At 70.6% G+C, this 21723-nt stretch carries 20 protein-coding genes; 10 read left to right on the top strand and 10 right to left on the bottom strand.

The genetic code is table 11. The annotated features are described in order from the left end of the window. Positions 1 to 7: 7 nt before the first annotated feature. The 6 genes from OG975_RS10930 (at position 8) to OG975_RS10905 (ending at position 6079) form a co-directional block, all read left to right on the top strand. Positions 8 to 1291 carry an amidohydrolase family protein gene (locus OG975_RS10930; RefSeq protein WP_406328933.1) on the top strand — a complete coding sequence of 428 codons (1284 nt, stop codon included), beginning with the start codon at positions 8 to 10 and terminating at the stop codon, positions 1289 to 1291. Continuing rightward, positions 1288 to 2517, top strand: coding sequence for an amidohydrolase family protein (locus OG975_RS10925; protein WP_406328932.1), 1230 nt, complete (start codon positions 1288 to 1290; stop codon positions 2515 to 2517). The genes OG975_RS10930 and OG975_RS10925 overlap by 4 nt, the downstream gene beginning before the upstream one ends. Positions 2518 to 2604: 87 nt before the next feature. Further along, positions 2605 to 3315 (top strand): VIT family protein, encoded by a 711-nt coding sequence (locus OG975_RS10920; RefSeq protein ID WP_406328931.1) that lies wholly within the window; start codon positions 2605 to 2607, stop codon positions 3313 to 3315. 140 nt (positions 3316 to 3455) lie between these two features. Next, entirely contained in the window at positions 3456 to 4328 is an 873-nt protein-coding gene (locus OG975_RS10915; protein WP_406328930.1) for a sterol desaturase family protein, read from the top strand. After that, a complete protein-coding gene (locus tag OG975_RS10910) occupies positions 4325 to 4996 on the top strand; it encodes a lysoplasmalogenase (protein WP_406328929.1) in 672 nt (223 codons plus the stop codon). The genes OG975_RS10915 and OG975_RS10910 overlap by 4 nt, the downstream gene beginning before the upstream one ends. A gap of 39 nt (positions 4997 to 5035) precedes the next feature. After that, the gene (locus OG975_RS10905) at positions 5036 to 6079 is read left to right on the top strand and encodes a zinc-dependent alcohol dehydrogenase family protein (RefSeq protein ID WP_406328928.1); all 1044 of its coding nucleotides are present in this window, start codon (positions 5036 to 5038) and stop codon (positions 6077 to 6079) included. A gap of 3 nt (positions 6080 to 6082) precedes the next feature. Here the strand turns inward: OG975_RS10905 and OG975_RS10900 are convergent, their stop codons facing one another. The 5 genes from OG975_RS10900 to OG975_RS10880 form a co-directional block, all read right to left on the bottom strand. After that, on the bottom strand, positions 6083 to 7093 hold the full coding sequence (locus OG975_RS10900; RefSeq protein WP_406328927.1) for a CopD family protein: 1011 nt from the start codon (positions 7091 to 7093) through the stop codon (positions 6083 to 6085). 100 nt (positions 7094 to 7193) lie between these two features. Continuing rightward, positions 7194 to 8570: a CoA transferase gene (locus tag OG975_RS10895; RefSeq protein WP_406328926.1), complete on the bottom strand. Its 1377-nt coding sequence runs from the start codon at positions 8568 to 8570 to the stop codon at positions 7194 to 7196. Positions 8571 to 8592: 22 nt separating this feature from the next. Next, complete coding sequence (locus tag OG975_RS10890) at positions 8593 to 9123, bottom strand: hypothetical protein (protein ID WP_406328925.1); 531 nt, start codon at positions 9121 to 9123, stop codon at positions 8593 to 8595. A 75-nt stretch (positions 9124 to 9198) separates the two neighbouring features. Continuing rightward, positions 9199 to 10737, bottom strand: a complete 1539-nt coding sequence (locus OG975_RS10885) for a S8 family peptidase (RefSeq protein ID WP_406328924.1) — start codon at positions 10735 to 10737, stop codon at positions 9199 to 9201. A gap of 98 nt (positions 10738 to 10835) precedes the next feature. Further along, on the bottom strand, positions 10836 to 12362 hold the full coding sequence (locus OG975_RS10880) for a S8 family peptidase (protein ID WP_406328923.1): 1527 nt from the start codon (positions 12360 to 12362) through the stop codon (positions 10836 to 10838). A gap of 374 nt (positions 12363 to 12736) precedes the next feature. On the opposite strand from OG975_RS10880, the gene OG975_RS10875 reads away from it, so the two are divergent. The 3 genes from OG975_RS10875 to moaA all read left to right on the top strand — a co-directional run bounded on the left by OG975_RS10875 (position 12737) and on the right by moaA (position 15841). Continuing rightward, positions 12737 to 13090 carry a DUF485 domain-containing protein gene (locus tag OG975_RS10875; RefSeq protein ID WP_406328922.1) on the top strand — a complete coding sequence of 118 codons (354 nt, stop codon included), beginning with the start codon at positions 12737 to 12739 and terminating at the stop codon, positions 13088 to 13090. Continuing rightward, positions 13087 to 14706 carry a cation acetate symporter gene (locus OG975_RS10870; protein WP_406328921.1) on the top strand — a complete coding sequence of 540 codons (1620 nt, stop codon included), beginning with the start codon at positions 13087 to 13089 and terminating at the stop codon, positions 14704 to 14706. Before OG975_RS10875 ends, OG975_RS10870 begins: the two co-directional genes overlap by 4 nt. 145 nt (positions 14707 to 14851) lie before the next feature. Beyond that, positions 14852 to 15841: a GTP 3',8-cyclase MoaA gene (gene moaA / locus OG975_RS10865; RefSeq protein ID WP_406328920.1), complete on the top strand. Its 990-nt coding sequence runs from the start codon at positions 14852 to 14854 to the stop codon at positions 15839 to 15841. A gap of 79 nt (positions 15842 to 15920) precedes the next feature. Here moaA and OG975_RS10860 read toward each other — a convergent pair whose 3' ends face one another. Both OG975_RS10860 and OG975_RS10855 read right to left on the bottom strand, forming a co-directional pair. Next, the gene (locus OG975_RS10860; protein ID WP_406336235.1) at positions 15921 to 16157 is read right to left on the bottom strand and encodes a hypothetical protein; all 237 of its coding nucleotides are present in this window, start codon (positions 16155 to 16157) and stop codon (positions 15921 to 15923) included. A gap of 262 nt (positions 16158 to 16419) precedes the next feature. Continuing rightward, positions 16420 to 16806: a DUF3099 domain-containing protein gene (locus OG975_RS10855; protein WP_406328919.1), complete on the bottom strand. Its 387-nt coding sequence runs from the start codon at positions 16804 to 16806 to the stop codon at positions 16420 to 16422. Positions 16807 to 17050: 244 nt separating this feature from the next. Here OG975_RS10855 and OG975_RS10850 point away from each other — a divergent pair, with 244 nt between their 5' ends. Continuing rightward, complete coding sequence (locus OG975_RS10850; RefSeq protein WP_406328918.1) at positions 17051 to 17326, top strand: GlsB/YeaQ/YmgE family stress response membrane protein; 276 nt, start codon at positions 17051 to 17053, stop codon at positions 17324 to 17326. Between the two features lie 69 nt (positions 17327 to 17395). On the opposite strand, the gene tyrS is transcribed toward OG975_RS10850, so the two are convergent. Genes tyrS through OG975_RS10835 form a run of 3 tightly spaced genes read right to left on the bottom strand, consistent with a single transcriptional unit; the run spans position 17396 to position 21623 of the window. Then, positions 17396 to 18664 (bottom strand): tyrosine--tRNA ligase, encoded by a 1269-nt coding sequence (tyrS, locus tag OG975_RS10845; protein WP_406328917.1) that lies wholly within the window; start codon positions 18662 to 18664, stop codon positions 17396 to 17398. A 44-nt stretch (positions 18665 to 18708) separates the two neighbouring features. Next, complete coding sequence (locus OG975_RS10840) at positions 18709 to 20103, bottom strand: metallopeptidase TldD-related protein (protein WP_406328916.1); 1395 nt, start codon at positions 20101 to 20103, stop codon at positions 18709 to 18711. After that, on the bottom strand, positions 20100 to 21623 hold the full coding sequence (locus OG975_RS10835; protein ID WP_406328915.1) for a TldD/PmbA family protein: 1524 nt from the start codon (positions 21621 to 21623) through the stop codon (positions 20100 to 20102). The genes OG975_RS10840 and OG975_RS10835 overlap by 4 nt, the downstream gene beginning before the upstream one ends. Positions 21624 to 21723 lie beyond the last annotated feature (100 nt).

The raw sequence follows: 21723 nt of genomic DNA, 5'->3' as shown, positions 1-21723 counted from the left end.
GCGTGCGATGACCGACCAGGACCCCTACCTCATCATCTCCTCCGACTGCCACGCCGGTCTCCCCACCGAGGAGTACCGGCCCTATCTTGACCCTCGTTTCCACCGGGACTTCGACGAGTTCCTCGCGGGCCGCGACCGGCGCCGCGAGGAGATGACACGGCTCGGTATCCGCAACGAGGCGTTCGCGAACAAGTGGTTCCAGGACAACGAGGAAGGCCTGCGCGGCGGCTGGGACACCGCGCAGCGTCTCAAGGAGCTGGACGGCGACGGTGTGGCGGCCGAGGTCGTCTTCCCGGACGCGGACGCCGTGGACAGCCAGACCGCCGCCCCCTTCGGTGTGGGCCTCGGCCTCTCGGGGGACCAGGACCCGGAGCTCGGCATGGCCGGCGCGCAGGCGCACAACCGCTGGCTGGCCGACTTCGTCTCCGAGAACCCCGAACGGCACTGCGGGGTGGCCCTGTTGCCCATCACGGCGGAGGTGTCGCGCGTGGTGGCGGAGGTGTACCGCGCCAAGGAGTCGGGCCTGGGCGCGCTGATGATCCCCTCCATGTGGGTCGACAAGGAGCCGTACCACGACCGCCGTTACGACCCCGTGTGGGCGGCGGCCGCCGAGTGCGGGATGCCCGTGGTCACCCACTCGGGCGCGGCACCGCGCCACGAATACGGCGACCACTTGGGTATCTACGTCTCCGAAGTCACCTGGTGGCCCGCCCGTCCCCTCTGGTTCCTGCTGTGGTCGGGTGTCTTCGAACGGCACCCGGGTCTCAAGTTCGGTGTCGCGGAGTCGGGTTGCTGGTGGCTGCCGAACCTCCTCTGGTTCATGGACCGGCTCTACCTGGGAGCGCACGGCGGCAAGAAGCTGTCGCCCTTCGCGGAGCTGAAGCGGCCCCCGCACGAGTACCTGGACCGGCAGCTCTTCATCTGCGCGACGAACACCAAGCGCCGCGAGCTGGCCCAGCGGTACGAGATCGGCGTCGACAACATCCTCTGGGGCAGCGACTTCCCGCACCCTGAGGGCACCTGGCCCGACACGCGCGCGTGGCTGGCGAAAACCTTCCATGACATCCCCGTCGAGGAGACGCGCCGCATGCTGGGCCTGGCGGCGGCGGAGGTCTTCGGGTTCGACGTCGAGAAGCTGACCCCGCTCGCCCGGCGCATCGGTCCGACCCCCGCCGACCTCGGCCAGAGCGACGACCAGACGGCCGTGGAGGCGTCATGGGCCCGCTCGCGCGAGGTGGGCCGCCACTGGCTGACGGACCACGACTTCCCGACCCTGGGGGTGACCTCATGAGCGACGACCGGTACACGGTGATCTCCGCCGACTGCCACGCGGGCGCCGATCTCCTGGACTACAAGCCGTACTTGGCGAAGCGGCACCACGAGGCCTTCGACGCGTGGGCGGCCACGTACGTCAATCCGTACGAGGATCTGCTCGCCGACACGGCCGACAAGAACTGGAACTCCGGGCGGCGCCTCGCGGAGCTGGAGGACGACGGGATCGTCGCGGAGGTCGTCTTCCCGAACACCATCCCCCCGTTCTTCCCGTCGGCCTCCCTGATGGCGCCGGCCCCGACGGCGGAGGAGTTCGCGCAGCGGTGGGCCGGGCTGCGGGCCCACAACCGCTGGCTCGCGGACTTCTGCGCGGCAGCTCCCGGCCGCCGCGCGGGCGTCTTCCAGATCCTCCTGAACGATGTGGACGAGGCGGTGAAGGAGATCCGCTGGGCCGCCGCCGCGGGCCTCAGCGGCGGCCTCCTGCTGCCCGGCACACCGCCGGGTTCGGGCCTGCCCGAGCTGTACTCGTCGGCGTACGACCCGATCTGGGCGGTCTGCGCGGAGCTGGGCGTGCCGGTGAACCACCACGCGGGCTCGGCGTCGCCGCCCCTGGGCGACGAACCGGCCGCCCGGGCGGTCTTCATGGTGGAGACGACCTGGTTCTCGCACCGCGCGCTGTGGCACCTGATCTTCGGCGGCGCGTTCCGTCGTCACCCGGACCTGAGGCTGGTGCTGACCGAGCAGGGCTCGGGCTGGATCCCCGGGGTGCTCGACATGCTGGACTACTACCACGGGCGGTTGGTGGCGGCCGCCACGAAGGCGTCGACGGCCGAGTCGAAATTCGGCGCGGGACTGGCCGAGGCCATGGGCAAGGGCCCGTCGGAAGTCTGGCGGGACAACTGCTTCGTCGGCGCCAGCTTCATGCGCCCGCACGAGGTACCGCTCCGGGACCGCATCGGCCTCGACAAGATCATGTGGGGCAGCGACTACCCGCACGACGAGGGCACCCACCCCTACTCCCGGGAAGGCCTGCGCATCGCCTACGCGGGCCTGCCGCGCGAGGAGGTCGCCGCGATGGTCGGTGGCAACGCGGCCCGCGTGTACGGCTTCGACCTGGCGTACCTGGACGAGATCGCCGCGAAGGTGGGCCCGACGGTGGAGGAGATCGCCGAGCCGCTCGGCGATCCGCCGGCGGACGCGACGAGCCCGGTGTTCGCGAGGGGAGGGTCGGTACGGGTGTGGTGACGGACCGTCCGGTGCGTGCCGAGCCGCCATGGGGGCGGTGACGAGTCGGTACGGGGCTGACGGCGCCCGGGGTGCGATCCTCCCGGTGTGACGCAACCGACGCACGACGAGGCCCACGGAGGAGCGCTCGGCTCGCGGCTGAACTGGCTGCGGGCCGCCGTCCTGGGCGCCAACGACGGCATCATCTCCACCGCCGGCCTCGTCGTCGGCGTGGCGGGCGCCACGGACGACCGCTCCGCACTGCTCACGGCGGGGCTCGCCGGACTGCTGGCCGGGTCGATGTCGATGGCGGCGGGCGAGTACGTGTCCGTCTCCACCCAGCGGGACTCGGAGCTGGCCGCCCTGGCCCTGGAGAAGCGCGAGCTGAAGGAGCAGCCGGAGGCCGAACTGGAGGAGCTGACCGAGCTGCTGGAGCAGCGCGGCCTGACCCGGGACGTGGCCCGCGAGGCGGCGGAACAGCTCACCGAGCGGGACGCCCTGCGCGCCCACGCGCGCGTGGAGCTCGGTATCGACCCCGACGACCTCACCAACCCCTGGCACGCGGCATGGGCGAGCTTCCTCGCGTTCACCGCGGGGGCGCTGCTGCCGCTGCTGGCCATGGTGCTGCCCCCGGCGGACTGGCGCCTCGGAGTCACCGTCGTATCGGTACTGGCCGCCCTCGTCCTCACCGGCTGGAGCAGCGCCCGCCTGGGAGGGGCGAACGTCGGCCGGGCCGTTGTGCGGAACGTGGCGGGCGGCGCGCTGGCGATGGCGGTGACGTACGCGGTGGGAGCGCTGCTGGGAGCGGCGGGCGTGTGAACCGGTGATCCGCCCCGGCCGTGCGCGGAGTTCACCGGGAGCCGTTGGAGGAGATCACCAAGAAGCAAGCGCGTACCGCCGGTAATACTTGTCGGTAACAACCCCTAGCCGCAGCCGACCAGCGGTTCTACGGTGCACTCATGCCGAACCTGCCCGATGTCGTGCTGTGGTCGATACCCGCCTTTGTGCTGCTCACGGTGATCGAGATCGTGAGTGTCCGTCTCCATCCCGACGAGGACGAGGCGGGCTACGAGGCGAAGGACGCCGCGACGAGCGTCGGCATGGGCCTCGGCAGTCTCGCCTTCGACTTCCTGTGGAAGATCCCGATCGTCGCGATCTACTCGGCGGTCTACGAGCTGACACCGCTGCACGTGCCCGTCCTGTGGTGGACGGTTCCGCTGATGCTGCTCGGCCAGGACTTCTTCTACTACTGGTCGCACCGCGGGCACCACGTCATCCGCGTCCTGTGGGCCTGCCACGTGGTCCACCACTCCAGCCGGAAGTTCAACCTCACCACCGCGCTGCGCCAGCCCTGGACGACCTGGACCGTCTGGCCCTTCTACGTCCCCCTCATCGCCCTCGGCGTGCACCCGGCCGCGCTCGCCTTCTGCTCGTCGGTGAACCTCGTCTACCAGTTTTGGATCCACACCGAGCGCATCGACAAGCTGCCCCGCCCCTTCGAGTTCGTCTTCAACACGCCCTCCCATCACCGCGTCCACCACGCGTCCCAGGGCGGCTATCTGGACCGCAACTTCGGGGGCATCCTCATCGTCTGGGACCGGCTCTTCGGATCATGGGTCGCGGAGACCGAGCGGCCCGTCTACGGGCTCACCAAGAACATCGCCACGTACAACCCCCTGCGCGTGGCCACCCATGAGTACGCCGCCATCGCCAGGGACCTGAAGGCGGCCGCGAGTTGGCGCGAACGGGCGGGGCGGATCTTCCGCGGCCCCGGCTGGCAGCCCGCGCCCCCGGCCGCGGCGAAGACGCCGGTCACGGAGCCCGTCGCGTGAACCCACGCCTCGCGCGCGTGCTGCTCGTCTCCTTCGCCCTCGCGGTGGTCGTCGACCTCGTGTCCCTGGGTGCCGGGTTCGACCTCGGGCACCGGATCGCCAAGCCGCTCCTGATGCCCCTGCTCGCCGCCCACGCGGGCATACGCGGCGGCCCGCGGCTCCTGGTCGCCGCGCTGCTCTGCGGCTGGGGCGGCGACGTGCTGCTCCTGTCCGACGCCGACCCGGCCTTCCTCGTGGGGATGGCGTCCTTCGCGGCGGGGCACGTGTGTTACCTCGTCCTTTTCCGGCGAACGGCACGCGCGCGTGGAGCCTGGCTCGCAGGTGGGTACGCCGTCGCCCTCGTCGCCACCGTCGTCCTCCTGTGGCCCGACCTGCCCGCCGGTCTCCGCGTCCCCGTCGCGGGCTACAGCCTGCTTCTGACCGCGATGGCGTACGGGGCCACCCGGCTGGGGCTCGTGGCGGGGCTGGGCGGCGCCCTCTTCATGGTCTCGGACACGCTCATCGCCACCGGGGTCGCCGAGTGGCCGCAGCTCCCGAGCCCGGACTTCTGGATCATGCTCACGTACGCCGCTGCCCAGTATCTGCTGGTCCGCGGTGTGCTGGGCACCCTCGGCGCGCGGCCCGCGCCCGCGGCGGCGTACGGTGAGATGCGCTCAACCACCCCCTGAGCGCATCCACCGACGCCCCGCACGAGAAGGACCCTCGCCATGCGCGCCACCACCATCCACGCCCCGTACGACATGCGCGTGGAGGACGTGCCCGAGCCCGTGGTGCAGCTGCCCACCGACGCGGTCGTACGGGTGCTGCGCTCCTGTATCTGCGGCAGCGACCTGTGGGCGTACCGCGGCGAGGCCGCCCGGCAGCCGGGGCAGCGGATCGGGCACGAGTTCCTCGGCATCGTCGAGGAGACGGGCTCCGAGGTGACCGGCGTCCGGCGCGGTGACCTGGTCGTCGCGCCCTTCATGTGGTCCGACGGCGTGTGCGACTACTGCCGCGAGGGGCTCACCACGTCGTGCGAGCACGGCGGCTTCTGGGGTGCCGTCGGGTACGACGGCGGACAGGGCGAGGCCGTACGCGTTCCGTTCGCCGACGGCACCCTCGTACAGCTGCCCAAGGACGCGGCCTCCGACGACCACCTGCTGTCGGCCCTGCTGACGCTGTCCGACGTCATGGGCACCGGCCATCACGCGGCCCTCGGCGCGGGTGTCCACAAGGGCGCCACCGTCGCCGTCGTCGGGGACGGGGCCGTCGGCCTGTGCGCCGTGCTGGCCGCCAAGCGGCTCGGCGCCGAGCGGATCATCGCGCTCGGACGCCACCAGGTGCGTACGGACATTGCGCGCCTCTTCGGCGCCACGGACGTCGTCGCCGAGCGCGGCGACGCGGCCGTCGAGGCCGTGCGGGAGCTGACCCGTGGCCAGGGCGCGCACTGTGTCGTGGAGGCCGTCGGCACCGAGCAGTCCATGAAGACGGCCGTGAACATCACCCGCGACGGCGGCGCCATCGGCTTCGTCGGGGTGCCGCACGGCAGCGGTACGGGCCTGGACCTGGGCGTGATGTTCGACCGGAACGTCGCCCTGCGCGGCGGTGTCGCGCCGGTCCGCGCGTACATCCCGGAGCTGCTGCCCGACGTCCTCGACGGGACCATCGACCCGTCGCCCGTCTTCGACATGACCGTCGGCCTGGAGGGCGTGCCCGAGGGCTACAAGGCGATGGACGAGCGCACCGCCCTCAAGGTCATGGTCGCCAACTGAGGCTCACCATCTGATCGGCAGCGGCAGCGCCGTCAGTGCGCCCGAGACCGCGACGACCACGCCCAGTGCCACGACCTCCGCGCGCGCGGGGGCGTAGGCGCTGAGCGGGTCCGCCGCGCGGCGCAGACGGAGGCGCGCCCAGAGGGCCAGGACGGCGACGACGGCCACCACGAGCACCTTGGCGAGCAGGGTGCGCCCGTACGCCGTCGTCGTCAGCTGGTCCAGGATCGTGCCGGACGGCATCCGGCGCAGAGCGCTCCAGATGCCCGTCGCGGTGATCGCCGCGAACAGGATGGCCGCCACGCGCGCGTAGAGCCCGAGCAACGCTGCACCGGCCTCCTCGGCGCGCCATCTCCGCAGCATCCGCAGGACGTGCAGCAGTCCGCCCGCCCACAGTGCCGCGCAGGTCACGTGAACGAGTGTCAGAGCGGAGCCGACCACAGGACCGTGCTCCGTGGCGGGGTGGGCGCGCAGCGCCTCCGCGACCACCACCGCGGCCAGCGGCCACACTTGGGTGCCCGGCCGACGCGAGAGGGCGCACAGCCCGGCCGCCAGGAACGCGTTGACCTCCAGGAGCGCCAGCTTGCCCTCCCGGGTCTCGTAGAGCCCGCCGACGTCGATGTCGGAGAGGTGGTGCGGCAGCAGATTGCCGGTGGCCACGACCGAGGCGAGGCCCAGCGCGGCGAGGAGACCGGCGGCGGCCGTGTACGGGGCCCAGCTGCGCGGCGCGTCCGCCAGGGGCGCGCCCGGCACCCGGCGGGCCAGCCAGGACGCGAACAGCTCGCCCGCGGGCACGCACAGCGCCACGAACAGGACCGTACGCAGCAGGGCGATACCGGCGATGCCGGGGGCCGCGGCCTCGCCCGTGCCCTCCAGCGCGGTGCGCGGGCCGAGCAACGGGATCAGGGCCGCGACGGCCACCAGGGCGAGTACGGCGGCGGCCCGGCCGGTGGCGCGGCGCCGCGCCGGCCCGCCCGCACCCGCCACCTCGGCTGTCGGTCTCGTCAACGTCACCTCACGATCTTCACCAGGCGTGACAGATCCGGGCAAGTGCAGGGAAACAACTGGCGGAACGGCATTCCGTACATAGGTACGTTTCCTGTCGGGCCGTGACTCAGACCCATCGCGCGGAATCCGTTCCCCAAGGCCCCGGCGGGCGCGCCCAGTCGGCCGGTCCGCCGGCGAAGGAGACGGGCGGCAGCGCGTACCTGAGCCGCCCCAGCGCGCTGTCGGTCTCGGCGAGCCGGCTGTCCGGCCCGTCGTACGAGGCTTCGCCCCCGTCACCCGGTTCGATACCGTCCGTCAGCCAGGCCGCGGTCTGCGCGAGCGCGAACCGTACGGACCGGCCGCCGCCGTCGTCGAGTTGCTCCGTCAGCGACCGCAGGACCGCCGCCGCGAGCAGATATCCCGTCCCGTGGTCGAGCGCCTGCGCGGGCAGCGCACCCGGCTGTTCCGGCGCCCCCTCGATCGTCGCGATGCCGGTGGCGACCTGCACCAGGCTGTCGAAGCCCCGCCGCCCCGCCCAGGGCCCGTAGTCGCCCCACGCCGACACCCGCGCGACCACGAGTCCGGGCCGGCGCTCGGCCAGCGCCTCGGGCGACAGCCCGAACCGGTCCAGGGCGCCCGGACGGTATCCGGTGACGACGACGTCCGCGGCGGCGAGCAGCTCCTCGAAGGCACGCCGGTCGGTCGCGAGGTCCAGGGTGGTGGACCGCTTGCCGAAGCCCGTGTCGGCGTGCGCGTCGGCGAGTTCGGGCAGCCCCGGCGAGTCCACGCGCAGGACGTCCGCGCCCAGCAGGGCGAGTGTGCGGGTCGCGACCGGGCCCGCGAGGACCCTGGTGAGATCCAGGACGCGCACGCCCGCCGCGGGCAGCAGCGGATCACCGGTGAGCGGCGCGAGCGTGCGCGGGGGCGCCTCGCCGATCCGCTCCCGGCTCAGCAGTGGTCGGCGCGCCACCGCCGCCCCCTGTTCGTGCGCCGCCCACTCCTTCGCCGTACGCAACGCGACGGCCAGGCCCCCGGCCGCGTACACCGCGTCCTCCACGTCCACGGCGGAGCGCTCGGCGAGGTGCGCGGCGACGGTGTCCACCGACGCGTCGTCGGGCAGCTCCAGTGCGTTCAGCAGCCGCGTCCGGTGGTGCGGATAGTTCGCGTGCGTCCGCACCCACCCGTCCGCCGTCCGCCAGAACCGCGACACCGGGGCGAAGTTGACCGGCGCGCGCCCGTCGATCAGCAGCTGCCGCTCGCTGACGAACGCGGTGGCCACGGCCCCGTCGTCCACCCGCACCTCGGGCACGCCCGCGAGCCCGGCCCGCCGCGCCCCCAGCTCGGCGGCGGCCAGCGCGCACGCGCCCACACAGGCCCGCGCCAACTCCCGTACGGGCAGCCGGGCTTCCAGCGCGCCCTCCCGCACCACGGTCGAAACCCGGGAGAGCAGCGCGGGGTCTCCGCCCAGCCCCTCCCACACAGCAGCCATCGGTGAATGCGTCATACAGGCACTATGCAGGGTGGACTCAATCAACATGTGAGGCGGCCGCCCACCACAGACGCACCTCCTTGCGCACGTCCGTCGGCCGCAGCTCCCACCCCTGCGCGAGGGCGACTTCGGCGACGTAACTCCCGCCCACGCCCCGGTAGATGTTCAGCGGTATCGCGCACTCGACCGGAGGCTTCGCCTTCTTCGGCCTGCGCGGCGCCGAGGCCGCAGCGGTCCAGCGGGCGACCGCCTTGTCGACCCTCGCCCTGTAGTACTCGCTGTCGCCCTCGTGCCGCACCTCGGGCCACCACACGCACCAGGAGGCCAGGTTGCCGAGCCGGTCCAGCGTCCGTTCCATGAACTCTCCGAAGTCGTGCTCGGCGCGCTCACTGAACGCGGCGACCACCTCCACCAGGACACCGACGGCGAAGAAGACGAGCACCGTCGCCACCCACACCACGCACAGCACCGGGACGTAGACCACGGTCGCAATGAAACGCAGCACCAACTGCCACTTGGGCCGGACCGGTTCAGGAGTCCAGGTCGCGGGATCTTCGTACACATGCATGTCGAAGATCCTGCCGTACGAAACGGCCGGGCCGGGCGGATCGTCCGCCCGGCCCGAACCATCTGCACACAAGCCCTACTTCGTCACCGCGTCCAGCGCGTCCACGGTGCCCCATCCATAGAAGCCGTTGCGGTTCTTCGTGCCCTCGCACACCGCGTCGACCTTGCCGTCGCTGTCGATGTCGTACGGGTCGGTGCACGGTGTGGCGTCGGCCTCGGCGTACAGCAGCGCCTTCACCAGGGCGGCGGAGGCGTGCGGGTGCGTCGACTTGATGAGGGCGGCGACAGCCGCGACATGCGGGGACGCCATCGACGTACCGGCCATGTAGCCCCACTTGCCACCCGGCAGCGTGCCCAGGATCAGACCGCTCGTGGCGGGCGGGGCCGGGGTCTGGTAGCTCGTCGCGTCGCCGCCGGGCGCGGCGACGTCGATGACGCCCAGGCCGTAGTTGGAGAAGGACGACTTGATGCCCTTCGCACCGGTCGCCGCGACCGTGACCACACCCGGCAACTGGGTCGGGATGTCATAGCACTTGGACGGGTCGATCACCCGGTCCGACGGGGTCCCGTCGTTCGGCGAGACCGGGTCGGTGATCGTGTCGGCCGCCAGGTCGTAGCTCTCGTTGCCCGCCGCCGCGACGTTGACCGTGCCCTTCTTCTCCGCGTACCGCGAGGCGCGGGTGATCGCGTCGACGAGGGCCTTCTGGTCCGGGTCGTCCGTGCAGTTGAAGTACCAGGGGTCGGTGTAATAGCTGTTGTTGGTGACGTCGACGCCGTGCTCGGCCGCCCACACGAAGCCGCAGACCACGGCCTCCGTGTAGAAGTAGCCGGCCGTCGTGGCCACCTTGATGCCGGCGACCTTCACGCCCGGTGCGACACCGGTCATGCCGACGCCGTTCTTGGCGGCCGCGATCTCACCCGCCACGTGCGTGCCGTGCGGGCTCTCCCCGGTGGTGGGCCGCCAGGCGCCGTCGGTCGTGTCCGGCTTGCCCGTCACGCAGTTGACCGACGCGTCGCGGTCGAAGTTCGGCGCGATGTCGGGGTGCGTGTCGTCGACGCCGGTGTCGATCACGGCGACCGTGACCTTGCTGCTGCCGAGTGTCTTCTCGTGCGCCTTGTCCGCCTTGATGGCGGACAGGTCCCACTGCAACGGTTCCAACGGGTCCTGCCCGTCGGCGGTTTCGGCAGTCGCGGCCTTCACCTGGCGCGCGGTGAGAGCCTTCGGGGTGCCCACGTCGGTGGTCGACTGTGCGGGCAGCGGCGCGTTGCGCGTGTTGCCGGCCGACTCCACACCACGGACGCCACGCATCGTCTTGGCGAAGTCGGCGTTCGACGAGTGGACGACGATCACGCCGATCTGGTCGTACGACGTCACGATCGTGCCGCCCGCCTCGGCGATGGCCTTCTTCACGGTGGAGGAAGTGCCGTGCCCGGGACGGACGTTGACGACATAGCTGAGGCCGGTCGCGTCAGCGGCGGTGAGCTGCTGGATGCTGCCGGTGGTCGCCTCCGCTGCCGACGCGGTGACGTTCGGCAGGAAGGCGAGGGCCGTGGCCGTGGCCATCCCCAGCGGGATGGCTATGGCACGACGGGAGCGCTGGGAGCGCGCGGTCATGGAATCTCCAGTTCACATTCGCGGGACGAGCTGTACGAGCCGTGCGGAAGCTCAACCGACGGTCAGTGACCGTTACTTGACCTGATGGTCGGCAACGGTTACTTGACCGCTCGCAGCGCGTTGACGATCCCGAATCCGTAGAAGCCGTTCACGCGCTTGCCGCCCACACAGGTGGCGTCCACGACGCCGTCGCCGTTCCCGTCGTACGGGTCGGTCGGGCAACCCGGGTTGTCCGCCTGGGCCTTGAGCAGCGCCTGGAGCTGGGCCGGAGTGGCCCAGGGGTACTTGGACTTCAGCAGCGCCGCGACAGCGGCGACGTGCGGCGTCGCCATCGAGGTGCCCTGGAGGTAGCCGTACGTGTTGTTCGGCAGGGTGGAGAGGATGCGGCCGTTCTGCGACGGCGTGTCCGGGATCTGGTACCGGTCGCCGCCCGGGGCCGCGACGTCGATCACGCCGTCCCCGTAGCTGGAGAAGTACGACTTGGCGCCCTTGACGCCGGTCGAGCTCACGGTGACGACACCCGGCAGCTGGGTCGGCACGTCGAAGCACTTGTGCGGGTCGACGGTGCGGGTGACCGCGGTCGAGTCGTCGGGGCTGGAGTCGTCGACGAGCGCGTCCGAGTCGAGGTCGTCGTTGGAGTTGCCCGCCGCCGCGACGTTCAGGGTGCCCTTCTTCTGGGCGTACAGCTGGGCCCGGTTCACCGCGTCGACGATGGCCTTCTGGTCGGGGTCGTCCATGCAGTTGTACAGCCACGGGTCCACGTAGTAGCTGTTGTTGGTGATCTCGACGCCGTGGTCGGCGGCGAACACGAAGGCGCAGACGACGCTCTCCGGGAAGAAGAGCTGGTTCGCGTCCGGCTCGGCCACCGTGATGCCCGCGACCTTCACGCCGGGCGCGACACCCGCGACACCGATGCCGTTGCGGGCCGCGGCTATCTCACCCGCGACATGCGTGCCGTGGTAGTGGTCGGCGTCCACCGGACGCCAGGCGCCGTACGTGGTGTCCGCCTTGCCGCCCACACAGTTCGCGGACTGCGAGGCCGAGAAGTTCGGGGCGATGTCCGGGTGGGTGTCGTCGACGCCGACGTCGATCACGGCGACCGTCACGTCCTTGCTGCCCGGATTGATCTTCGCGGCCTTGTCGGCCCCTATCGCGCGCAGGTCCCACTGGTCGGCCTCCAGGGGCTCCTCGCCCGCGGTGGCGCTCTGCGCGACCTTGGCGGCCTCGGCGGCCGACAGCACCTGCGCCGCGCCCTCGTCCGTCGTGCCCGCGGCGGTCAGCGGCGCCGTCCGCGACGCACCGGCCGACTCCACTCCGCGTACGGCCCGGATCTGCTTCCCGAAGTCCGGGTTGGCGGAATGGACGACGATCACACCGATCTTCTCGTACGCGATGACGACGGTCCCGCCGGCCGCCTCGATCGCCTTCTTCACCGACTCGATCGTGCGGTGGTCCGTCTTGGTGTTGACCAGGTACGGCAGGGTCGGACCATCCGCGCTGGCAGCGGCGGACGCGGTCTGCGGCGCGGCCGACGCGGCGCCCGGCAGGAAGCCGAGCGAGGCGGTGAGCGACAGAACGACCGGCACGGCAAGGGCGAGGCGGCGTCTGGATCGCAGATGAGCCATGGGATCTCCACATCATCCGGAAGACGGAGCTGCCCGAACACAGGTGGTGCTCGGGCAGGTACATGACGGAGTGGTGCAGGCCGAAGCTATCCCCCGCCCGACCTGGCCAGCAATGACTTCCGGGGATGACTTCCGAAAGAAGTCGGGGGAGTTGAACCGGTCCACGCGTGGCGCCGTGACCTTGAGCAGGGAGCCCGAGGACGATCGAGCCCCCTGTCGGATCACGCACGGGAGCCAATCCATTGCATCCGGTTACGTGATCCATATCACTGTGAGGTCAGAACCGCATGTCCGTACCCAAGCCGTCCCCGTCCGCGAGCCCCGACTCGCCCCCGTCCACCGTCGCAACCGCACCCGCATCGCGAGGAGACACCGTGGCAACCGACGCACCGCCACCGAAAACCGGATCCCCACTCCCCTCCACGGAGGAGTTCACCGCGGTGCAGGAGAGCGCCGAGTTCGCTGAACTGCGCCGCTCCCACCGCTCCTTCGCCTTCCCGCTGACCGTCGGCTTCATCGTCTGGTACCTGCTGTACGTCCTGCTCTCGAACTACGCGGGCGACTTCATGGGCACCAAGCTGTTCGGCAACATCAATGTCGCCCTGGTGCTCGGCCTCGGTCAGTTCCTCACCACCTTCCTCATCGCCTGGTGGTACTCGCGGCACGCCGCCACCCAGCTCGACCCCAAGGCCGAGGCCATCAAGTCCCGGATGGAGGGCGGCGCATGAGCCCCGCGATCACCCTGGCCGCCGGTGAGGCCAGCCAGCACCGGCCGCTGATCATCACCCTCTTCGCGGTGTTCGTCGCCGCGACCCTCGTCATCACCGTCTGGGCGGGCCGCCAGACCAAGGACGCCGCCGACTTCTACGCGGGCGGCCGCCAGTTCACCGGCTTCCAGAACGGCCTCGCCGTCTCCGGCGACTACATGTCCGCCGCGTCCTTCCTCGGCATCGCGGGCGCGATCGCCCTCTTCGGATACGACGGCTTCCTGTACTCCATCGGCTTCCTGGTCGCCTGGCTGGTGGCCCTGCTCCTGGTCGCCGAGCCGCTGCGCAATTCCGGCCGCTACACGATGGGCGACGTCCTCGCGTACCGCATGCGCCAGTGCCCGGTCCGTACGGCCGCGGGCACCTCCACGATCGTCGTGTCGATCTTCTACCTGCTGGCCCAGATGGCGGGCGCCGGCGTCCTGGTGTCGCTGCTCCTCGGCATCACCAGTGACGGCGGCAAGATCGGCATCGTCGCCCTCGTCGGCGTCCTGATGATCGTGTACGTCACCATCGGCGGCATGAAGGGCACCACCTGGGTGCAGATGGTCAAGGCAGTGCTGCTGATCATCGGCGCCCTGCTGCTCACCTTCCTGGTCCTGCTGAAGTTCAACTTCAACATCTCCGACCTGCTCGGCAAGGCGGCCGACAACAGCGGCAAGGGCTCGCCCTTCCTGGAGCCCGGCCTCAAGTACGGCGCCACGTCCACGACCAAGCTGGACTTCATCTCCCTGGGCATGGCGCTGGTCCTGGGCACCGCGGGTCTGCCGCACATCCTGATCCGCTTCTACACGGTGCCCACGGCCAAGACCGCGCGGAAGTCCGTGAACTGGGCGATCGGCCTCATCGGCTGTTTCTACCTGATGACCCTCGCCCTCGGCTTCGGCGCCGCCGCGCTGATCAAACCGGACGAGATCATCGCCTCCAACAAGGCGGGCAACACGGCCGCGCCACTTCTGGCACTGCATCTGGGAGGCGTCGACTCCAACTGGGGCGCCATCCTGCTCGCCTCCATCTCGGCCGTCGCCTTCGCCACGATCCTCGCGGTCGTCGCCGGGCTGACACTGGCCTCGTCCTCCTCGTTCGCGCACGACATCTACGCGAACGTCATCAAGAAGGGGCAGGCCACCGAGAAGCAGGAGATGAAGGCTGCCCGGTACGCGACGGTCGGCATCGGTGCCGTGTCCATCCTCCTGGGCGCCCTCGCCCGCGACCTGAACGTCGCCGGTCTGGTCGCGCTCGCCTTCGCCGTAGCCGCGTCCGCGAACCTGCCGACGATCCTCTACAGCCTCTTCTGGAAGCGGTTCACCACGCCCGGCGCCCTCTGGTCGATCTACGGCGGTCTGGTGACCGCGGTCGGCCTGGTGCTCTTCTCGCCAGTCGTCTCGGGCAAGCCCACGTCGATGTTCCCCGACGCCGACTTCCACTGGTTCGCGCTGGAGAACCCGGGCATCATCTCGATTCCGGTCGGCTTCCTTCTGGGCTGGCTCGGCACGATCCTGTCCAAGGAGGAGCCGGACGCCGGCAAGTACGCCGAGCTGGAGGTCCGCTCGCTCACCGGCACCGGGGCACACTGATTCGCCCCGCCGACGGCCGCGTCGTAGAGATCTACGACGCGGCCGCGCCGCGTCTCGTGGGATCCGGCCGGTGTTGATGTCAGTCGCGTCACGTAGGCTCGATCGTGTCGAGTAGAAGTGATCCGCATCGAGGGAGGGGGCCCACGTGCTCATCGACACCTTCGGCCGAGTGGCCACCGACCTGCGCGTCTCGCTGACGGACCGGTGCAATCTCCGGTGTACGTACTGCATGCCTGAAGAGGGCCTGCAATGGCTGGCCAAGCCCGATCTGCTCACCGACGACGAGATCGTCCGCCTGATAGAGATCGCCGTCACCAGCCTCGGCATCACCGAGGTCCGCTTCACCGGTGGCGAGCCCCTGCTGCGCCCCGGCCTGGTGGGCATCGTCGAGCGGGTCGCCGCGCTTGCTCCCCGCCCCCAGATGTCCCTGACGACCAACGGCATCGGCCTCAAGCGCACCGCGACCGCCCTGAAGGCCGCAGGCCTGGACCGGGTGAACGTCTCGCTGGACACCCTGCGCCCCGACGTCTTCAAGACCCTCACCCGCCGTGACCGCCACAAGGACGTCATCGAGGGCCTCGAAGCCGCCCGCGACGCCGGCCTGACCCCCGTCAAGGTCAACTCGGTCCTGATGCCGGGGCTGAACCAGGACGAGGCCCCGGACCTCCTCGCCTGGGCGGTGGAGCGCGACTACGAGCTGCGCTTCATCGAGCAGATGCCCCTGGACGCCCAGCACGGCTGGAAGCGCGAGGGCATGGTCACCGCGGGCGACATCCTCACCTCACTGCGTACGCGCTTCGACCTCACCGAGGAGGGTGCGGACGAGCGCGGCTCGGCTCCCGCCGAACGCTGGCTGGTGAACGGCGGCCCGCACCGCGTCGGCGTGATCGCCTCGGTCACCCGCCCGTTCTGCTCGGCCTGCGACCGAACGCGCCTGACGGCCGACGGCCAGGTCCGCACCTGCCTCTTCGCCACCGAGGAGACCGACCTGCGCGCCGCCCTCCGCTCGGACGCCCCCGACGAGGAGATAGCCCGCATATGGCGCCTCGCGATGTGGGGCAAGAAGGCGGGGGCCGGCCTGGACGACCCGTCGTTCGTGCAGCCGGAAAGGCCGATGTCGGCGATCGGAGGCTGATCCGGGCTTCGCCGGACTCCGGCTGACTTCGCTGGGCTTCGCCGGACTCCGGCGGCTGGCCTCCCCGGGGAGGCCAGCCCTACCCCTCCGGGTCCTCCCACTCGTCGAGCTTCACGACGTCCTTCAGGAACCCGCGCACACCGAGGAACTGGGACAGATGCTCGCGATGCTCCTCGCACGCGAGCCATGTCTTGCGGCGCTCCGGCGTGTGCAGCTTCGGGTTGTTCCAGGCGAGCACCCACACGGCGTCCGCGCGGCAGCCCTTGGCCGAACACTGCGGAGTGGTGGGAGCGGGGGACAGGTCGGAGAGCGGCAAGTTCACGCCTCAACCCTAAGCGGCTCTGCGGCACGCCCTGAACGGCTCCGAAAAGGCGACGCCGAGCAGCCACGGGGGGAGCTGCCCGGCGTCGGTCCGTCGCTCCGACGGGGGATGCGGAGCGCGTACGAAGTATGTCACGGGAGACCCGCCGCCCGGCACTGGAACAACATGATTGATCTGAGCTTTTCTTGAGCTTGGTGCGCGGCCGGATTCCGTTTTCGGAGGATCCTCCGAGGTCAGCCAGGGGCCGGATCGGGGGTCAGCTCATGTCGTGCGGCTCGCCCCGCAGCCGCGCCCCGGGGTCGGCCGCGACGTCTTCCGGGACGGATTCCGCGGATCCGTCCTCCCGCGTCGGAGCGATCATCGGACGACTGGGGGCGGCGACGAACGTCGAGGGAAGCGACGGCGTGTTCTCCCGGCCCGCGTTGGCGATGACCACGGCGATGTAGGGGAGGAGTATCCCGAGTACCAGTGCGACGAGCGCGACGTGCCGCTCGACGTTCCACAGGGTGGCCGCCAGGATCACTGAGACCGTGCGGACGGACATCGAGATGACATAGCGGCGCTGCCTGCCCCGTACGTCCTCGTCGAGCCCCTGCCTGGCCCCGGTGATCCGGAAGACCTGACTGTTGCTCTGCTTCCGCATCACGTTCCACCACCCGCCTGTGTCGGACGCTCCCCGGTCCGTACCGGTCCGAACCCCGTCAAGGAAGCAGGCCCGAACACCCTCCACGTTACGCCGCGGCTGCGTCGCGTTCGAGACCGGGGCATGTCCTGACGGGGCGGACATGATGCGTCGTACCGCGTATGGCTCCGCCCGACATGCGCCGTATGGCGGACAGCCCGAAACTGGCCGTACTGCTCACGTAGAGCCGTACTAGGAGGCAGACATGGGCTGGTTGTGGGCGATCATCGTCGGGTTCGTGCTGGGCCTGATCGCCAAGGCGATCCTTCCGGGCAAGCAGCACAGCCCGCTCTGGCTGACGACCATCTTCGGCATGATCGGCGCCATCGTGGGCAACGCGATCGCCCGTGCGGTCGGCGTCGACGCGACCCGAGGCATCGACTGGAGTCGGCACCTCTTCCAGCTCGTGGCCGCGCTCATCATCGTCTTCCTCGGCGACATGGCGTACGTGGCACTGCGGGGCAGCAAACAGAAAGCCTGACGGCAGGTACGACGAAGGGGGCGGACCTCCCACGCGGGAAGCCGCCCCCTTCAGTGTGCGTACGTGCGCTCAGCCGGCCTTGACCTCGACCGCCGCCAGGTTCTTCTTGCCCCGGCGCAGCACCAGCCAGCGCCCGTGCAGCAGGTCCTCCTTGGCGGGGACTGCGTCCTCGGCGGCGACCTTCACGTTGTTCACGTACGCCCCGCCCTCCTTGACCGTGCGGCGCGCGGCCGACTTGCTCGCCACCAGGCCGACCTCCGCGAAGAGGTCCACGACGGGACCGAGCTCGGCGACCTGGATGTGCGGCACCTCGGAGAGGGCCGCGGCCAGCGTCTTGTCGTCGAGCTCAGCCAGCTCGCCCTGACCGAAGAGGGCCTTGGACGCGGCGATCACGGCGGCCGTCTGATCGGCGCCGTGCACCAGCGTGGTCAGCTCCTCGGCCAGCGCGCGCTGGGCGGCGCGGGCCTGGGGGCGCTCCTCGGTCTGCTTCTCCAGCTCTTCGAGTTCCTCGCGGGACCTGAAGGACAGGATGCGCAGGTACGTCGAGACATCCCGGTCGTCCACGTTCAGCCAGAACTGGTAGAACGCGTACGGCGTCGTCATCTCGGGGTCGAGCCAGATGGCGCCGCCCTCGGTCTTACCGAACTTGGTGCCGTCCGCCTTGGTCATCAGCGGCGTCGCCAGCGCGTGCACGTTGGCGTGCGGCTCCAAGCGGTGGATCAGATCGAGGCCCGCGGTGAGGTTGCCCCACTGGTCGCTGCCGCCCTGCTGGAGCGTGCAGCCGTGGCGTCGGTACAGCTCCAGGAAGTCCATGCCCTGCAGCAGCTGGTAGCTGAACTCCGTGTAGCTGATGCCTTCCTCGGACTCCAGGCGCCGGGCCACGGAGTCCTTCGTCAGCATCTTGTTGACGCGGAAGTGCTTGCCGATGTCCCGCAGGAACTCGATGGCCGACAGGCCGGCCGTCCAGTCCAGGTTGTTCACCATGACCGCGGCGTTCTCGCCCTCGAAGGACAGGAACGGCTCGATCTGCGCGCGCAGCCGGGTCACCCAGTTCGCGACCGTCTCCGGGTCGTTCAGCGTGCGCTCGGCCGTCGGGCGCGGGTCGCCGATCTGGCCCGTCGCGCCGCCGACCAGGGCGAGCGGGCGTAGGCCCGCCTGCTGGAGGCGGCGCATGGTCAGGACCTGCACCAGGTGGCCGACGTGCAGGCTGGCCGCGGTCGGGTCGAAGCCGCAATAGAACGTGACGGGACCGTCCGCGAGCGCCTTGCGCAAAGCATCTTCGTCAGTGGACAGGGCGAACAGGCCCCGCCACTTCAGCTCGTCGACGATGTCCGTCACGGTTCTCGTATCTCCTTGGGTGGTCTCGTGAATCAGGTACGAGGTTATACGCCCTGACTGACAGAGCTCATATTGAAGTCCGGCACCCGCAGCGCGGGCATCGCAGCCCTAGTGAACCAGTCGCTCCACTCCCTGGGCAGCGTCTTTTCCGTCCGCCCCGCCTCCGTCGCCCGCCCCAGCAGGTCCACCGGCGACTCGTTGAACCGGAAGTTGTTCACCTCGCCGACGACCTGGCCGTTCTCGACGAGGTAGACGCCGTCCCGGGTCAGCCCTGTCAGCAGCAGCGTCGCCGGGTCGACCTCGCGGATGTACCAGAGGCAGGTCAGCAGCAGACCGCGCTCGGTGGCGGCGACCATCTCCTCCAGGGAGCGGTCCTCGCCGCCGTCCAGGATCAGGTTCCCGATGGTCGGGGCGACGGGCAGCCCGGTGAGGCCCGCGCTGTGCCGGGTGGTGGACAGATGGGTCAGCGTGCCCTCACGGACCCAGTCCGTCGCGGACAGCGACAGCCCGTTGTCGAACACGGACGCGTCGTCGCCCGAGGAGTGCGCGAGAACGAAGGGGGCGGTCTCCAGGCCCGGCTCGTTCGGGTCGCTGCGCAGCGTCAGCGGCAGCTCGGTGAGCTTCTCGCCGACGCGGGTGCCGCCACCGGGCTTGCTGAAGACCGTCCGGCCCTCGGCCGCGTCCCGGGCGGCCGCCGACCACATCTGGTAGATCAGCAGGTCCGCGACGGCGGTCGGCGGCAGCAGCGTCTCGTAGCGCCCCGCGGGCAGGTCGATGCGCCGCTCGGCCCAGCCGAGCCGTACGGCCAGCTCGGCGTCCAGCGCCGCCGGATCGACGTCCTTGAAGTCCCGTGTCGACCGCCCCGCCCACGCCGACCGCGTACGGTCCGGCGACTTGGCGTTGAGCTCCAGCGTGCCCTTGGGCTGGTCGTGGCGCAGACGCAGCCCCGTCGACGTACCGAGATAGCTGGAGACGAGTTCGTGGTTGGCGAACCCGTACAGCTCGCGGCCGCCCGCACGCGCGCGTGCGAACGATTCGCCGAGCGCCGGCGCGAAGTCCGCGAAGACGGCGGACGAGGTCTCGGCGGGCGCGTCCGTGAAGCCGGGGGACTCCGGTACGCCCGAGACGAGCGGCTGGGCATCCTCGGCCGGACCCGCGCCGCGGGCCGCCGCCTCCGCGGCCCGCACCAGCGGCTCCAGCTCGTCGGCGGTCACGGCCGAGCGCGAGACGACCCCGGACGCGGTGCCCTCACGGCCGTCGACGGTGGCGATTACGGTCAGCGTGCGCCCGCGCGTGACCCCGTTCGTGGTCAGCGCGTTGCCCGCCCAGCGCAGGTTGGCGGTCGACTCCTCGTCGGCGATCACCACACAACCATCGGCGCGGGACAGTTCGAGGGCGCGCTCCACGACCTCGTGCGGCTTGTTCGTACGCGCGCTCATCGACCGGCCTCCTGCGTGGTGTTCAGAATGTTGACGCCCTTGAAGAGGGCCGACGGGCAGCCGTGCGAGACCGCCGCGACCTGGCCCGGCTGGGCCTTGCCGCAGTTGAAGGCACCGCCCAGGACATACGTCTGCGGGCCGCCCACCGCGGCCATCGAACCCCAGAAGTCGGTGGTCGTCGCCTGGTACGCGACATCGCGCAGCTGGCCGGTGATCCGGCCGTTCTCGATCTTGAAGAACCGCTGCCCGGTGAACTGGAAGTTGTAGCGCTGCATGTCGATGGACCAGGACCGGTCACCGACGACATAGATGCCGCGGTCGACGCTCCCGATGAGATCCTCCGTCGACATCCCGGCCGGATCCGGCTGCAGGGACACATTGGCCATGCGCTGCACGGGCACATGGCCGGGGGAGTCGGCGTACGCGCATCCGTTGGACCGCTCGAAGCCGGTGAGCTTCGCGATGCGCCGGTCCAGCTGGTACCCGACGAGCGTCCCGTCCTTGACGAGGTCCCAGGACTGCCCGGCCACCCCCTCGTCGTCGAATCCGATCGTCGCGAGGCCGTGCTCGGCGGTGCGGTCGCCGGTGACGTTCATCAGCTCGGAGCCGTACCGCAGCTTGCCCAGCTGGTCGAAGGTGGCGAAGGAGGTGCCGGCGTACGCGGCCTCGTAGCCCAGCGCGCGGTCCAGCTCGGTGGCGTGGCCGATGGACTCGTGGATGGTCAGCCACAGGTTGGACGGGTCGACGACGAGGTCGTACACCCCCGCCTCGACGCTCGGCGCCCGCATCTTCTCGGCGAGCAGCTCCGGGATCCGCTCCAGCTCGGACTCCCAGTCCCAGCCGGTGCCCGTCAGGTACTCCCAGCCGCGCCCCACCGGCGGCGCGATCGTCCGCATGGAGTCGAACTCGCCGCTGGACTCGTCGACGGCGACGGCGGTGAGCTGCGGGTGCAGCCGCACGCGCTGCTGTGTGGTCACGGTCCCGGCGGTGTCGGCATAGAACTTGTTCTCGTGCACCGTCAGCAGCGAGGCGTCGACGTGATTGACACCGTCGGCCGCCAGCAGCAGCGCGCTCCAGTCCGCGAGCAGCCCGGCCTTCTCCTCGGCCGGCACGGAGAAGGGATCGATGTCGTACGACGAGATCCACGTCTTCTCGGCGTGCACCGGCTCGTGCGCCAGCTCCACGCGCTCGTCCGACCCGGCCGCCTTGATCACCTGGGCCGACAGCTTCGCCATCGCCACGGCCTGCGACGCCACCTTCGCGGCGGCGTCCATCGTCAGATCCACACCCGATGCGAACCCCCAGGTCCCGCCGTGCACCACCCGCACCGCGTACCCCAGGTCCGTGGTGTCCGACGACCCGGCGGGCTTGGCGTCCCGCAGCCGCAAGGCCGCACTGCGCACCCGCTCGAACCGGAAGTCCGCGTGGTCGGCGCCCAGCGCACGCGCGCGTGCGAGCGCGGCGTCGGCCAGGGCGCGCAGCGGTAGCGCCGTGAACGCTTCGTCGATGGAATGAGGCACCGAGGTCTCCCTGCTGTCGTGGCCTGTCGGGTCCGATCATGTCGCGCGGGCGGGCCCGGCGGCCACGTCTTTCCGTCGCCGACCGCATCTTTCGGCCGCG

Source organism: Streptomyces sp. NBC_00203, from assembly GCF_045206325.1.
Classification (GTDB): domain Bacteria; phylum Actinomycetota; class Actinomycetes; order Streptomycetales; family Streptomycetaceae; genus Streptomyces; species Streptomyces lutosisoli.
The sequence above is the reverse complement of the archived record's forward strand: the minus strand, read 5'-3'. Positions and strand labels throughout refer to the sequence as shown.

Excerpts from the sequence above, each read along its gene's own strand:
- OG975_RS10870 (WP_406328921.1), top strand. The coding sequence starts at position 13,087 with ATGAGCCCCGCGATCACCCTGGCCGCCGGTGAGGCCAGCCAGCACCGG.
- OG975_RS10915 (WP_406328930.1), top strand. The coding sequence starts at position 3,456 with ATGCCGAACCTGCCCGATGTCGTGCTGTGGTCGATACCCGCCTTTGTG.
- OG975_RS10880 (WP_406328923.1), bottom strand. The coding sequence starts at position 12,362 with ATGGCTCATCTGCGATCCAGACGCCGCCTCGCCCTTGCCGTGCCGGTC.
- OG975_RS10855 (WP_406328919.1), bottom strand. The coding sequence starts at position 16,806 with ATGCGGAAGCAGAGCAACAGTCAGGTCTTCCGGATCACCGGGGCCAGG.
- OG975_RS10885 (WP_406328924.1), bottom strand. The coding sequence starts at position 10,737 with ATGACCGCGCGCTCCCAGCGCTCCCGTCGTGCCATAGCCATCCCGCTG.
- OG975_RS10850 (WP_406328918.1), top strand. The coding sequence starts at position 17,051 with ATGGGCTGGTTGTGGGCGATCATCGTCGGGTTCGTGCTGGGCCTGATC.
- OG975_RS10930 (WP_406328933.1), top strand. The coding sequence starts at position 8 with ATGACCGACCAGGACCCCTACCTCATCATCTCCTCCGACTGCCACGCC.
- OG975_RS10895 (WP_406328926.1), bottom strand. The coding sequence starts at position 8,570 with ATGACGCATTCACCGATGGCTGCTGTGTGGGAGGGGCTGGGCGGAGAC.
- OG975_RS10925 (WP_406328932.1), top strand. The coding sequence starts at position 1,288 with ATGAGCGACGACCGGTACACGGTGATCTCCGCCGACTGCCACGCGGGC.
- OG975_RS10905 (WP_406328928.1), top strand. The coding sequence starts at position 5,036 with ATGCGCGCCACCACCATCCACGCCCCGTACGACATGCGCGTGGAGGAC.
- OG975_RS10840 (WP_406328916.1), bottom strand. The coding sequence starts at position 20,103 with ATGAGCGCGCGTACGAACAAGCCGCACGAGGTCGTGGAGCGCGCCCTC.
- OG975_RS10890 (WP_406328925.1), bottom strand. The coding sequence starts at position 9,123 with ATGCATGTGTACGAAGATCCCGCGACCTGGACTCCTGAACCGGTCCGG.